13 protein-coding genes are annotated in these 14,357 nt (G+C 52.8%); 3 read left to right on the top strand and 10 right to left on the bottom strand.

The annotated features are described in order from the left end of the window. Nucleotides 1-144 precede the first annotated feature (144 nt). The 3 genes from mfd to ACOZIO_RS21325 are packed head-to-tail and all read left to right on the top strand — an operon-like array spanning nt 145 to nt 5,178. Nucleotides 145-3,588, top strand: coding sequence for a transcription-repair coupling factor (gene mfd, locus ACOZIO_RS21315; protein WP_421595701.1), 3,444 nt, complete (start codon nt 145-147; stop codon nt 3,586-3,588). A gap of 26 nt (nt 3,589-3,614) precedes the next feature. Then, nucleotides 3,615-4,229 (top strand): nucleotidyltransferase family protein, encoded by a 615-nt coding sequence (locus ACOZIO_RS21320; protein ID WP_129990511.1) that lies wholly within the window; start codon nt 3,615-3,617, stop codon nt 4,227-4,229. Further along, the gene (locus ACOZIO_RS21325; protein WP_129951818.1) at nt 4,216-5,178 is read left to right on the top strand and encodes an XdhC family protein; all 963 of its coding nucleotides are present in this window, start codon (nt 4,216-4,218) and stop codon (nt 5,176-5,178) included. Before ACOZIO_RS21320 ends, ACOZIO_RS21325 begins: the two co-directional genes overlap by 14 nt. Nucleotides 5,179-5,238: 60 nt before the next feature. Here the strand turns inward: ACOZIO_RS21325 and ACOZIO_RS21330 are convergent, their stop codons facing one another. The 10 genes from ACOZIO_RS21330 to ACOZIO_RS21375 form a co-directional block, all read right to left on the bottom strand. Next, on the bottom strand, nt 5,239-5,775 hold the full coding sequence (locus ACOZIO_RS21330; protein ID WP_129951819.1) for a glycine zipper 2TM domain-containing protein: 537 nt from the start codon (nt 5,773-5,775) through the stop codon (nt 5,239-5,241). Between the two features lie 341 nt (nt 5,776-6,116). Next, nucleotides 6,117-7,421 carry an NAD(P)/FAD-dependent oxidoreductase gene (locus ACOZIO_RS21335; RefSeq protein ID WP_129951820.1) on the bottom strand — a complete coding sequence of 435 codons (1,305 nt, stop codon included), beginning with the start codon at nt 7,419-7,421 and terminating at the stop codon, nt 6,117-6,119. Between the two features lie 312 nt (nt 7,422-7,733). Further along, nucleotides 7,734-8,276, bottom strand: a complete 543-nt coding sequence (gene ycfP, locus ACOZIO_RS21340; RefSeq protein ID WP_129951821.1) for an alpha/beta hydrolase YcfP — start codon at nt 8,274-8,276, stop codon at nt 7,734-7,736. Between the two features lie 52 nt (nt 8,277-8,328). Then, nucleotides 8,329-9,357, bottom strand: a complete 1,029-nt coding sequence (gene nagZ, locus ACOZIO_RS21345) for a beta-N-acetylhexosaminidase (protein WP_421595719.1) — start codon at nt 9,355-9,357, stop codon at nt 8,329-8,331. A gap of 47 nt (nt 9,358-9,404) precedes the next feature. After that, nucleotides 9,405-10,235: a phosphotransferase gene (locus tag ACOZIO_RS21350; RefSeq protein ID WP_421595702.1), complete on the bottom strand. Its 831-nt coding sequence runs from the start codon at nt 10,233-10,235 to the stop codon at nt 9,405-9,407. Nucleotides 10,236-10,245: 10 nt separating this feature from the next. Beyond that, on the bottom strand, nt 10,246-10,848 hold the full coding sequence (gene lpoB, locus ACOZIO_RS21355) for a penicillin-binding protein activator LpoB (RefSeq protein ID WP_129951823.1): 603 nt from the start codon (nt 10,846-10,848) through the stop codon (nt 10,246-10,248). Nucleotides 10,849-10,869: 21 nt separating this feature from the next. Further along, the gene (locus tag ACOZIO_RS21360; RefSeq protein WP_129951824.1) at nt 10,870-11,238 is read right to left on the bottom strand and encodes a YcfL family protein; all 369 of its coding nucleotides are present in this window, start codon (nt 11,236-11,238) and stop codon (nt 10,870-10,872) included. A gap of 8 nt (nt 11,239-11,246) precedes the next feature. Then, nucleotides 11,247-11,600, bottom strand: a complete 354-nt coding sequence (hinT, locus tag ACOZIO_RS21365; protein ID WP_129951825.1) for a purine nucleoside phosphoramidase — start codon at nt 11,598-11,600, stop codon at nt 11,247-11,249. 187 nt (nt 11,601-11,787) lie between these two features. Then, nucleotides 11,788-13,221, bottom strand: a complete 1,434-nt coding sequence (gene ptsG / locus ACOZIO_RS21370; protein ID WP_129951826.1) for a PTS glucose transporter subunit IIBC — start codon at nt 13,219-13,221, stop codon at nt 11,788-11,790. A 331-nt stretch (nt 13,222-13,552) separates the two neighbouring features. Beyond that, nucleotides 13,553-14,353, bottom strand: a complete 801-nt coding sequence (locus tag ACOZIO_RS21375; RefSeq protein ID WP_129990513.1) for a metal-dependent hydrolase — start codon at nt 14,351-14,353, stop codon at nt 13,553-13,555. Between the last annotated feature and the right edge of the window lie 4 nt (nt 14,354-14,357).

Below are 14,357 nucleotides of genomic sequence, written 5' to 3' on the forward strand. Positions count from 1 at the left end.
TAACCCAAAGTAATCGGTTTAACTTTGTGACGCCGTTGACCCTTTTATACCGTCAACGGGTTGACCGCGATTACTTCTGCAAAGCAAGATACGGTCTGCTAATTGGCCTCCGACAGCCGCCAAAACGAGAACTCAAAACAGCCTATGTCTCAAGATTATCGTTATTCGTTGCCTGAACGTCCGGGCGACACCCGCCTGTTAGGCCAGCTTACGGGCTCCGCCTGTGCGCTGGAATGTGCACAAATCAGTGAACGCCATACAGGCCCGGTTCTGCTGATTGCCCCTGATATGCAAAATGCCCTGCGCCTGCGCGATGAAATTCAACAGTTTACTGATAACAAAGTCCTGAGTATTGCGGACTGGGAAACGCTGCCTTACGACAGTTTTTCACCACATCAGGAAATTATTTCTTCCCGTCTTTCCAGTTTGTATCAGCTTCCAGCTATGAAGCGCGGCATCATTATTTTGCCGGTGAATACGCTGATGCAACGAGTCTGCCCGCACGAATTCCTGCACGGCCACGCACTGGTGATGAAGAAAGGTCAGCAGCTCTCGCGGGATAAACTGCGTGCACAGCTGGAACAGGCCGGTTATCGCAGTGTGGATCAGGTGATGGAACACGGTGAATTTGCGACCCGTGGCGCCCTGCTTGATTTGTATCCGATGGGTAGCGAAGAACCCTACCGTATTGATTTCTTTGACGATGAAATCGACAGTCTGCGCATTTTTGATGTGGACAGTCAGCGCACGCTGACTGAAGTCGAACACATCAATCTGCTGCCTGCCCACGAATTTCCAACCGATAAAAATGCCATCGAGTTGTTCCGCAGCCAGTGGCGCGAGAAATTTGAAGTGCGCCGCGATGCAGAACACGTTTATCAGCAGGTCAGCAAAGGAACCTTTCCTGCCGGCATCGAATACTGGCAACCGTTGTTTTTCAGCCAGCCGCTGACCACACTGTTTAGCTATTTACCGGAAAACACACTGGTGCTGAATACCGGCGATCTGGAAGCCTCTGCCGAGCGCTTCTGGCTGGACGCCTGCCAGCGTTACGAAAGCCGCCGCGTTGATCCGATGCGTCCGCTGCTTGAACCGGAAAACCTGTGGCTGCGCGTGGAGTCGCTTTATACCGAGCTTAAAGCCTGGCCACGTATTCAGTTACGTACTGATTCACTGCCGAAAAAAGCTGCCAACACCAATCTGAGTTACGAAAAACTGCCCGATTTATCCGTTCAGCCCCAGAACAAAGCGCCAATGGATAATTTGCGGCGCTTCAATGAATCCTTTGCCGGCAGCCTGGTATTCTCCGTAGAAAGCGAAGGCCGCCGCGAAACGCTTCAGGATTTGCTGGCGCGCATCAAACTGATGCCAACGCTGATCACCCGCATTGAACAAGCCGAAACCGCCGGTCGTTACATCATGATTGGTGCCTCTGAACGCGGTTTTCTCGATGCCGGTAAACAGCTGGCACTGATCTGCGAAAGCGATTTGCTCGGTGAACGCGTGGCGCGCCGCCGTCAGGACAGCCGCCGGTCAATCAATACCGATACACTGATCCGTAACCTCGCCGAGCTGCGACCCGGCCAACCGGTGGTACACGTTGAGCATGGCGTGGGGCGTTATCTCGGGCTGACGACCCTGGAAACTGGCGGTATTACTGCCGAATACCTGATCCTGACCTACGCCGGTGAAGACAAACTTTATGTACCAGTGTCATCGCTGCATCTCATCAGCCGCTATGCCGGTGGCGCAGATGAGAGCGCGCCGCTGCATAAACTCGGTGGTGAAGCCTGGTCGAAAGCGCGGCAGAAAGCGGCAGAGAAAGTGCGCGACGTCGCCGCTGAACTGCTGGATATCTATGCCCAGCGCGAAGCCAAAAGTGGTTTCGCATTTAAACACGACAAAGAACAGTATCAGTTGTTCTGTCAGGCTTTCCCGTTTGAAACCACACCGGATCAGGCACAGGCCATTAATGCTGTACTGACTGACATGACCCAGCCGCTGGCGATGGACCGGCTGGTCTGCGGCGACGTCGGTTTCGGTAAAACAGAAGTGGCGATGCGCGCGGCTTTCCTTGCGGTATCCAACAATAAGCAGGTGGCTGTTCTGGTACCCACCACGCTGCTGGCACAACAGCACTTTGATAATTTCCGCGATCGTTTCGCCAGCTGGCCGGTGCGTATTGAAATGATGTCCCGTTTCCGCAGTGCGAAAGAGCAAAATGCGGTGCTGGAAGACGCAGTAGAAGGCAAAGTCGATATTATTATCGGTACGCACAAACTGCTGCAAAGTGACCTGCGCTGGAAAGATCTGGGGTTGTTAATTGTTGATGAAGAACACCGTTTCGGCGTGCGTCATAAAGAGCGCATCAAGGCGATGCGTGCCGACGTGGATATTCTGACCCTGACCGCAACGCCTATCCCGCGTACGCTGAACATGGCAATGAGTGGCATGCGCGACTTGTCGATTATCGCCACGCCGCCTGCGCGACGTATGGCGGTCAAAACCTTTGTGCGCGAATACGACAGCCTGGTGGTGCGCGAGGCAATCCTGCGTGAAATTCTGCGCGGCGGGCAGGTTTATTATCTTTACAACGATGTGGAGAATATCGAAAAAGCCTCGCAGCGGCTGGCGGAACTGGTCCCGGAAGCTCGCATTGCTATCGGTCACGGCCAGATGCGTGAACGCGACCTCGAACGTGTGATGAATGATTTCCACCATCAACGTTTCAACGTCCTGGTGTGTACCACTATCATCGAAACCGGTATTGATATCCCGACCGCCAATACTATTATTATTGAGCGTGCAGACCACTTTGGTCTGGCACAGCTGCATCAGCTGCGGGGTCGTGTGGGCCGCTCACACCATCAGGCGTATGCATATCTGCTGACGCCGCCGCCGAAAGCGATGTCGACGGACGCACATAAGCGTCTGGAAGCCATTGCCTCGCTGGAAGACCTGGGTGCCGGTTTTGCGCTGGCGACGCACGACCTTGAAATCCGCGGTGCAGGCGAACTGCTCGGTGAAGGCCAGAGTGGCCAGATGACCAGCATCGGTTTCTCGCTGTACATGGAGTTGCTGGAAAACGCTGTCGACGCGTTGAAAGAAGGCCGCGAGCCGTCGCTGGAGGATTTAACCACCAGCCAGACCGAAGTTGAAATGCGCATGCCTGCGTTGCTGCCGGAAGATTTCATTCCTGATGTGAATACGCGCCTGTCGTTATATAAACGTATCGCCAGTGCGAAAACAGAGGGAGAGCTGGATGAACTGCGCGTTGAGCTGATTGACCGTTTCGGCACCTTGCCGGACGGTGCGCGCAATCTGTTGCAGATTGCCGTACTGCGCCTGAAAGCCAAAGAGCTGGGCATCCGGCGCATTGAAGGTAATGAGCGCGGCGGATTCATTGAGTTTGGCGATAAGAACCGTGTCGATCCGGGCTTCCTGATTGGTCTGTTACAGAAACAACCGCAAGTTTATCGTCTGGACGGCCCGGCAAAACTGAAATTTATGTTAGATCTGACTGATCGTCCGAAACGGCTGAAGTTTGTCGGTGACATGCTGGGTGAGTTTACAGAACATCTGATCTGAAAATGAACAAGAGGAAGTCATGCAAAATGGCAGGTATTATTCTTCTCGCCGCGGGTACGGGGAGCCGGTTTATCGCCGCCGGTGGTGAAGGAAATAAACTGAATGCACGCCTGCAAAAGACAGCAGGAAACGTTGTCACTGTTTTTGAGGCAACGTTGCGTCAGGCGTGCGCGAGCCGGTTGCCGGTACATGTGATCACCCGCCCTGAAAACCGGCCGGTTCAGGCATGTTGTTTGCGTGAGGGAATACCGTTCACGCTCATCAGCAGCGCCGGCACCGGAGAATCCATAGCCGCGGGTGTGCATGCTACGGCGGGCTGGGACGGCTGGCTGATCCATCTGGCCGATATGCCTTTTGTCACCGCTGAAGTTTTCACCGCCGTGGCGGATCGCCTGCGCCAGGAGATGATCGTACGCCCGTACTGGCAAAATGAACCGGGGCATCCTGTCGGTTTTGCCCAGCCAATGCGTGAAAAACTTCGGCTCTTACGCGGTGACAACGGCGCACGTGAACTGCTCCGCAGCCATCGTATGTTGCGCCTGGATTTCAACCATCCTGCCGTAATCACAGATATTGATATTCCGGCGCAACTTTCCCCGCCCCTGTTTATTTCAAACCTAAATCAGCATGCAGCATCTTGATAATGAAGTTATTTCCCAGGCCATAACATGGCTGGCACATCAGCCAGTATGGCTTTGCACCGTGCTCAACACGTACGGTTCGTCTCCGCGCGCGCCGGGCGCTCTGATGGCGGCGACACGCGACGGGCATTTTTGCGGATCGCTTTCCGGCGGTTGTGTCGAAGAGGATTTTTTACAGCGTATTGCCGCGGGTGAATACCGGCAACCGAGCCAGATCGTGCACTATGGCGAAGGAGGACTGACGCCCGACATTGCGTTGCCGTGCGGCGGTTCGCTGGACGTGCTGGTCGAATATTTACCGGCGACTGCCGGTAATGCCGGTTATCTGCAACGTATGGGAATGGCGCTTGCCGGGCATTATGCGCTCAGCAAATCCATCACGCCGCCTGCCGCCTGTGATCATCTGGCACCCGCTGAGTATTATCATGCGACGCAAATCATGCGCGACGGCAATTGCATCACGCTGCATCTGGCAGCACCCCCAAGGTTATTGATCGCCGGTCTGTCGGGTGTGGCACTTTACTGCGCCGATTTTGCCTGCGCCCTGGGCTTTGAAGTCGTGGTCTGCGAATGCCGGGACGACGTGCTGGAAAATTTCTTACCGAGACTGAAATCAGATATCCGGCTGGAAAGACAGTTCCCGGCAAAATATCTCGAACAGCAAAACTGCCATGCGAATACTGCGATTGTGGCGCTGACCCACGATCCGCGAATGGATGACCTGACGCTGATGGAAGCGGTGAATACACCCGCGTTTTACATCGGCGCGATGGGGTCGCAGCTCAACAGCGCACGACGCCGTGAGCGTCTGCAAAGCATCGCTGATTTCAGTGAGGAAGATTTTTCCCGCCTGCATGCGCCGGTAGGATTACACATCGGCAGCAAGACCCCTGCGGAAATTGCACTGGCGGTCATGGCGGATATCGTCAAACACAAAAATGGTCTGTAAGCGGTATAAAAAAAGCCTGAGGTTCGCCTCAGGCTTTCATTTCTCACCGCTACCGCGTGTTTATGAACGGGTAAGTTGCAGCTGACCGCTTTTATCCAGCGGAATTTGTGTGCCCGGATCGTGGTCCATACGCACTTTCCCTTGCTGATCGCCTATTTTATAGGTCACATCATAGCCGAGCATTTTATCTTCTTTGTCATACACGGTTTTACAGCGCTGCTGTTGCGTGGTGTAGGTGTCATTATCCTGCATGCTGCTCTGCACACGGTTACCCGCATAGCCACCACCCAGTGCACCGGCTACTGTCGCAACATCACGTCCGCGACCGCCACCAAACTGGTGACCCAATACGCCACCGGCTACAGCCCCGAGTACGGAACCGGCAATCTGGTGCTCATCCTGTACAGGACGGCGGTGAGTGACTGTCACATTACGACATTCCTGACGTGGGGTTTTTGTGGTCTCTTTGATTGGCGTTGCGCTGACAACCTGCGCATATTGCGGGCCAGACGAAAAGACGTTCATGCTCGCGACGCCAGCAATGCCCAACGCCGCAGCCACACCAATACCGACCCCAGCTAACATTGACTTGTTCACAGGACTTCCTCCGAAAATGTTACCACGCAATTCGTACCCTCCCGGGACGCTCCTCAGCGAACAGCCCTATATCTGAGGTCCGGCGTGCGTGAATCGCCGTCTGTAAACTTATCGTCAAGTCTGCCCACCCAAACGTAAGCAAACAATAAGACGAACTCTGTAAGTGAGGAAAATGACCTGTCCCGTGAAGTGTTTCGGAGGATTCTTAGCTGACAACATAAAGAGGTCGTGATCGTATGCGTGTTGAGAAATGATTACGCAGCAAATAGAAAAGCCTGCGGTAAACAGGCTTTTTAGGTGTGTCACGATTTTGCTGCTATCCCTAAGAGGGATGACCGGAATCAGTGCAGTTTAAGACGCGGGCGGATTACCCGGTTAATACCACCGACCAGCATCATCAGACCGGTTTTAATGTAACCGTGCAACGCAATCTGGTGCATGCGGTACAGCGAGATATAAACCAGCCTCGCCAGTCGGCCTTCGACCATCATGGAGCCTCGCATCAGATTACCCATCAGGCTGCCGACAGTGCTAAAGCGTGACAAAGACACCAGCGAGCCATGGTCTTTATAGACGTAAGGTTTCAGGCCCTGCCCCTTGCGCTGCGCCATAATATTGGCGAAGCAACGGGACGCCATCTGGTGTGCAGATTGCGCACGTGGTGGCACAAAACCCCCCGCAGGTTGCGGGCAGGAAGCACAGTCGCCAATCGCGTAGATGTTCGGGTCACGCGTGGTTTGCAACGTCGGCTCAACCACCAGCTGATTAATCCGGTTGGTTTCCAGGCCCGCGATCTCTTTCATGAAATCAGGGGCTTTAATCCCGGCGGCCCAGACCATCAGGTCTGCTTCGATGAACTCGCCGGACTTGGTGTTCAGGCCATTTTTATCAGCACTGGTGACCATCGTTTGTGTCAGAACCTGCACACCCAGTTTGGTCAGCTCATGGTGCGCCGCCGCAGAAATACGCGGAGGTAAGGCAGGCAGAATGCGTTCACCGGCTTCCACCAGCGTGACATTCAGCGCTTCGCTGTCCAGCCCTTCAAAACCATAGCTGTGCAGTTCTTTTACCGCATTGTGCAACTCGGCAGACAATTCAACGCCGGTTGCCCCACCCCCCACAATGGTGATATTCACCTTCTTCTGTTTATCGGAACTGGCAGAGAATTTGAGGAAAAGGTTCAGCATTTCGTTATGGAAACGGTGTGCCTGATGCGGGTTATCCAGGAAGATGCAGTGATCTTTGACGCCCGGTGTACCAAAGTCATTAGAGGTGCTGCCCAGCGCCATCACCAGTGTGTCGTACGCGATATCACGCACCGGCACCAGTAATTCGCCGTTCTCGTCGCAAATTTCAGCCAGTTTGATGGTCTGGTTTTCGCGGTCAATGTCGGTCAGTGAACCGATCTGGAAAGTGAAACCATGGTTACGGGCATGAGCCAGATAGCTCAGCGCATCGACGCCATCATCCAGACTGCCGGTCGCCACTTCATGTAATAAAGGTTTCCATAGATGGCTGTGGTTGCGATCGACCAGAATGATCTCCGCTTTTTTGTTGCGGCCAAGTTTATGGCCCAGACTGGTTGCCAGTTCCAGACCGCCGGCGCCACCGCCGATAATCACAATTTTTTTCACTGGTGATGTCAAAATGACCCCCTCAAATGTGAACCAATTGTTATATAAGAGTAAAAATATTATCCTTATATTACATAGGGTTGCTTAAGTTAAATCGGTATCTGAGACGGAGGATATCACGCGTGGTGATTTGGTCATACCAAAATTGATATAGGTCAATTTAAATTCAATTGGATAATTTAATTTAGGAAAATGGCACGCGTTTTGCCATTTTTAAATCAGCAAGTTAGAGACAGAACCGGCAGAAAACGGTTCATGGCCGGCGAAGGGTATAAATGAAAAACCACTGCGCGAAGGCAGTGGTTTCAGAAACGACAGGTTAAATCAGGCGATATTTTTGAATGCTTTAATCCGTTGCAGATGCGTCGATATATCTTTGAATTTATGGCTCTGATGCTCGTCCCATTCAACCGGATAATAGTGATGCAATTTCTCAGCCGTTTTGCTGCTGTCGAGTACACCGTCTTCACGGGATAAAATCACCAGGCAGCGGTCACGGTTTTTCTCGCGGAAATCACTGATGCACTTGGTGGCGATGTCTTCATACTCTTCAGGGCGGTCGATTTTTCCGGCCATATTATCCTGCGGTGACAAATTCGGGTTGAACATCACCTGACGGATCCCACACAGGAATCCAATGCGCTCAGCCCAGAAGGCTCCAAGCCCGACGCCGCAAATCAGCGCGTTTGTGTCCGTCGTTTCATGCAGGACTTTATCCACTTCTTTGAGCAAATGTTGCATGTCATGACGCGGGTGGAGCGTGCTGTAGCTGATGAAGCGCACGTCCGGATCAATGAACTGTAACTGCAAAACTTTTTCATGGTTACCGGGACTGGTTGAATCGAAGCCATGCAAATAGATAATCATCGTTTACCTCATCCTGAATGTGCGTTGACCCCTTCACGCGGTCGAAAAAACGTTACAGGGCTGCCTGTTTGTGTTCCTGCCAGCGGGCATCGAGTGTGGTCAGATCACGGTTTGCCTCTTTCCAGCGACTTGAATTTTGCAGATCCTGACGGGCCTGTTTTCCACTGTACAGTCCGCGATGATACAACTGCGTAACACGCTCAGCGTTGACCGGGGACAGGTTATCCAGCACGCTCACCGCGCCTTGCCGGTTATTACAGGCAAGGATCATGTCACAGCCCGCATCCAGCGAGGCCTGTGCCCGTTCGGGATAACTCCCCATAATGGCCGCGCCTTCCATTGATATATCATCGGAGAAGATCACGCCGTTGAAATTCAGCTCTTTGCGCAGAATTTCCTGTAACCAGTATGGTGAACCACTGGCCGGGCGCGGATCGGCCTGGGTATAAATCACATGTGCAGGCATCATCGCATCCAGCAATTTACGTTCGTTAAGCTGGCGGAAGATAGCCATGTCGTGCTGACGGATAACCTCCAGCGGACGATCGTCACGCGGTGTTTCTTTATGGGAATCTGCGCTGACGGCACCGTGGCCCGGGAAATGCTTACCGGTGGTTTTCATACCGGCGGAATGCATGCCGAGAATATACTGCTCAGCCATTTCCAGCGCTTTACGGGGTTCTGCGTGGAACGACCGCTCACCGATAGCTGCGCTGATATGCCCGATATCCAGCACAGGCGCAAAGCTGATGTCGATATCCATCACAATCATTTCTGATGCCATCAGCCAGCCGCTTTCCTGCGCCAGGCGTCCCGCTTCGTGCGCTTCGTTGAGCGCTGCAAAAGATTGCGCGGCAGGCAAACGGGTAAAACCTTCACGAAAACGCTGTACGCGCCCGCCTTCCTGATCGACGGCCAGCACCAATCTGTCGTGCGACGCGGCACGGATCTGGCGGATCAGTTCATGCAACTGATCGACATCATGATAATTCCGGGTGAATAAAATCAGCCCACCCACCAGCGGGTGCTGCAAAATTTCACGTTCTTCAGCATCCAGCGCGTAGCCAGCGACATCCAGCATGACAGGTCCCAACAAAATGGACGCTCCTTTTCTTTTTCATATGATCATCACGGGCGCAACGGGTGCGCCCATTCACTGTATTGATTCTCGCCGGTCTGCTGCCAGCGCACTTCAAACCACATCAGCATCAGGTAGTTGACCCAGGGGATCCAGCGGTTAACCTGCTGCTGCAACAGGGACAGGTTCTGATACCCGCCAGCCTTTACGTACTCGTACAGGAACACCCTTTGCTGTTGCTCGTTCCAGTCGTTGCCGCGAATAAGCGCCGCCAGCTCCAGTGCAATATCCGCATTCGCCGCGTACTCCCAGTCAATCAGGCGCAGCCCCTGCGGCGTATTCAGCACATTTCCCGCGTGAATATCCATATGTACCAGCGCCAGTTTCAGCGGTGACGGCGGAACCTGCGACAACATCTGGTGGTGTAAACGCAACCAGCGTGGCGTCAGCCTGCGCCTGTCGATATGTTGCCAGTAACGGGCAAATTGCTGCTGTAAATCCAGCCGGTAACCCGACGGCGGCAACTGATGTAACGTCACGAGACGTTCGCATAAGGCGTTGCGCACTGAAGCGTCAGTGAATGCCTGTTCCTCCAGCGGTGTTCCGTCAACCCAGTCGACTATCAGCCATGGCGGAGAATAAAGTCTGACACGCGGACCTAATTTATGCCGCGCGATATGCCGCAAAATCGCAGATTCACGCTGGCGGTCAGCGCCCGAAACTTGCCGCTGAGCAGACTGATGCCGTGCCAGAAAGTCGCCGGCAGGGGAACTTATTTTCCAGCTTTCGCCGGTCAGGCCGGCAACCGGTAATAAACGAAAACCGGCGGTTTTCACCGCCGGATAATGTTGTTCAATCAGTTGCTGTAGTTCGGATTGCACAAGCCCGGCGTTAATTCTGAACGGCACCGCGGCCTGACCAGACGATTTCACCGCTCGGTGCGGTAAGCAGACGCATCGACATGGTTGGCGCTTTGACATCGCCGCTCACCGTGCTGTAAAGGACATATTGCGCTTTCACGATGTTTGCCAGGCCGATGGCCTTGCTGACAGAAGCCAGGCTGTCGTCCGGCGATAATCCCAGTGACTGTTTGGCCGAAGCCAGTTGCCCGGCAGGCACTACCTGGAAGGTGGTGTTGTTGGCCAGTGCATTACGCAATGCATCGGTAGCTTTTGCCATTTGCAGGGAACCGTTGGTGCTGTTTTTCACCCCGTCCACCAGCAGCACGCTGCCCGGCTGCACACCACCGGATTTCAGCATCTTCGCGAGCATTGGCTCGACGGTTGCGGTCCAGTCAATATTGGCAAATTTAGGCGGCTGCGGGACCGGCTGGATCTGTGGTTGTTCAGGAACAGGCGGGTTCACCGGTGGCAACGGTTGCTGAGGCTGTTGCGGTTGTTCAGGCTGCTGTGGCTGGGTTTGTTGCTGGTTTGGCAACGTACAACCGCCAAGGATCAATGCGGCCATTGCCACAATGAGGAAATACTTTTTCATCAACCTTCTCCGTACAGAAAATTAAAGATAAAGGTAAATACGCACACTGTACGCATCAAGATTACCGTTCAGGGAACTGACGTCCACGCTGCTGTTCGCAGGAACAGTAATGGTTCTGGCCTCGGCGACCGGGAATAAATCCAGCCCCTGTTTATCATACCAATAGAAACGGTAATGCAGGGTGACAGAGTGTGGCTGGTTGTTATTCAACGTGGTGGTGGCTTTTTTCTGCCCGCCGGAATCAGACACGGATGGTGAACTTGGGATGATGCCCGCCGTCAGAACGGGGGACTCCATGACCACTCTTTGCTGATTATTCAGCGCAATAGTGGGCGTGCTGCTACAGCCAATCAATAAAATTACCGGCAATAACGCCATCAGAAAACGCATGTTTACCCTTACTGACGCGACAGCAATGGACCCAGTGCACGGCCACCGACCAGATGCATATGGATATGATAAACCTCCTGACCGCCGTCACGGTTGCAGTTGACGATCAGGCGATAACCGCTTTCGGCGATACCTTCCTGTTCAGCAATTTTTGCCGCCACCGTCATCATTCTGCCCAGTGCCGCTTCATGCGTTTCATCAACGTCATTCATTGTCGGGATCAGAATATTCGGGATAATCAGAATGTGGCTAGGTGCCTGAGGAGAAATGTCGCGAAACGCAGTGACAAGTTCATCCTGATAAACCACATCAGCAGGGATTTCACGGCGAATGATTTTGCTAAAAATTGTCTCTTCGGCCATCTTAACTGTCCTTAACAAAGTAAAAAGCGTTGTACGCAGTATGGGTTAGAATTTCCATTCCTTTCAACCTGATTACGCGTTTTGATGCTTAATTGACGCAGAAAGCGTCAGCCAGCGCTCCGCTGAATCGCAGACATAAAAAAAGGAGGCCGCAGCCTCCCTTCTCAGAACCAGTCATTGCTCACCATTAATGGCTACGCATGTACTCGTCCATGTCGGTTTTCAGGTTGTCAGACTTGGTACCGAAAATCGCCTGAACACCAGAACCTGCAACAACCACACCTGCCGCACCCAGTTTTTTCAGGCCAGCCTGATCCACTTTGGAGACATCCGCGACACTGACACGCAGACGGGTGATACAGGCATCAAGGTTTGTGATGTTTTCTTTGCCGCCGAAAGCCTGAACCAGAGAGGCAGACATTTCAGAACCGCCCTGCGCTGTGGTTTCGCTGGTGGTATCTTCGCGGCCAGGTGTTTTCAGATCCAGTTTCGCAATCAGGAAACGGAAGATGCTGTAGTAAACCACCGCATAGACTGCACCAACGATTGGGAACAGCCAGATTTTGCTGCTGTTACCGCTCAGAACGATAAAGTCGATCAGACCGTGCGAGAAGCTGGTACCGTCACGCATGCCCAACAGAATACAGATTGGGAATGCCAGACCGGCCAGAATCGCGTGGATCACGTACAGGATCGGCGCAACGAACATAAAGGAGAATTCGATTGGCTCGGTGATACCGGTCAGGAACGCAGTCAGGGCAGCGGAAATCATAATGCCGCCGACTTTTGCACGGTTTTCAGGTTTCGCTGAATGCCAGATTGCTACCGCAGCAGCAGGCAGACCGTACATTTTGAACAGGAAGCCACCGGACAGTTTACCCGCAGTCGGGTCACCCGCCATGTAACGTGGGATATCGCCGTGGAACACCTGACCTGCAGAGTTCACGTACTCACCGATTTGCATCTGGAATGGAACGTTCCAGATATGGTGCAGACCAAACGGCACCAGCGCACGTTCAACAACGCCGTAGATACCGAATGCCACCACTGGGTTCTGGTAAGCAGCCCATTGTGAGAAGGTCTGGATACCTGTACCGATTGGCGGCCAGATAAAGGACAGCACCACACCCAGGATAATCGCAGCCAGACCAGAGATGATCGGAACAAAACGTTTACCGGCAAAGAAGCCCAGGTATTCCGGCAATTTGATACGGTAGAAACGATTGAACATGTATGCCGCAATCGCACCCGAGATGATACCGCCCAGTACACCGGTATCAGCCAGATGCTTGGCCGCAATTTCTTCAGCGGGCAGATGCAGAACCAGTGGTGCAACAACCGCCATGGTTTTCACCATGATGCCGTATGCCACAACGGATGCCAGTGCAGAAACACCGTCATTGTTAGTGAAGCCTAAGGCAACACCGATAGCAAAGATCAGAGGCATGTTAGCGAAGACTGAACCACCGGCTTCGGCCATAACATGAGAAACGATCATTGGAAGCCAGCTAAAGTTTGCAGAACCGACACCAAGCAGGATACCTGCGATTGGCAGTACGGATACTGGCAGCATTAGCGATTTACCGACCTTTTGAAGGTTTGCAAACGCGTTCTTAAACATAATTGATTGTGCTCCTGAGTAATGATGCTTTTTGATACTTCTTGCGGTTTAGCCTGATAACTCACCGCTTTGCAAAAGTGTTGTGAACCTTTTGCTGCCGGGTGTCTGAGCACCCCTTTTAATTTTTACGCAGGGTAAAATAATTCCCTTTGTTAATGTTTGATGGCAGTCACGTTTTTCTGAAAAATGCATTAAGAGCGTCTTAAAAGCCATCATTTAACAACATAAAATCTGAATAAAAGCCTGCGGCACCGCCAAAAACGGTGCCAAGATACCTCATTAACAGGATTAATTACGAGGTGAAAAATAAATACAGGGAATATGACCTGGCCTAACGCGAGATCAAAGTGGAGGAGTCGATGTGAAATAAGTGTGAAAAGTTTGCTGTAGTCGCTTCGGCAAGCCGTTCCACGCTGACGCCCTTGAGGACGGCCATATATTCGGCAACGTCACGCACATAAGCTGGCTGGTTTTCCTTTCCGCGATGCGGCACCGGTGCCAGATACGGCGAATCGGTTTCCACCAGCAAACGATCCAGCGGGACATAGCGTGCCACCTCCCGTAACGCTTCTGCATTACGGAAAGTCACAATGCCGGAGAAAGAGATATAAAAACCCAGATCCAGCAGAAACTCAGCGGTCGGTAAATCTTCGGTGAAACAGTGCAGCACGCCACCACATTCCCCGGCTTTCTCTTCTTTTAGAATATCCAGCGTATCCTGTCGGGCATCGCGTGTATGCACAATCACCGGCTTGTTAAGTTCACGGCCAATGCGGATATGCTCCCGGAAAGAGTCCTGCTGTAACTTCAGCTGAAGAGCCTCTTTCTGATAAAAATAATCCAGACCGGTTTCACCCATCGCCACCACTTTTGGACTGGCCGCCAGCTCACGCAATGTATTGAAATCATAACCATCATCAATATTTAACGGGTGAACACCGCAGGAAAATGCCACCTCCGGGCGATCACCAATCAGCTGCGTCATCGACTGATAGCCTGGCAATGTTGTTGCGACAGCCAGCATAAACTTCACATCACGTTCGCGGGCTTTTTCCAGCACGCTGTCCACGCCGGAATGCAATTCGTTGTAATCCAGGCTGTCGAGATGACAGTGGGAATCGACTAAAAACATAATT

It is taken from the genome of Rahnella sp. PD4 (assembly GCF_049199325.1).
GTDB lineage: Bacteria > Pseudomonadota > Gammaproteobacteria > Enterobacterales > Enterobacteriaceae > Rahnella > Rahnella perminowiae.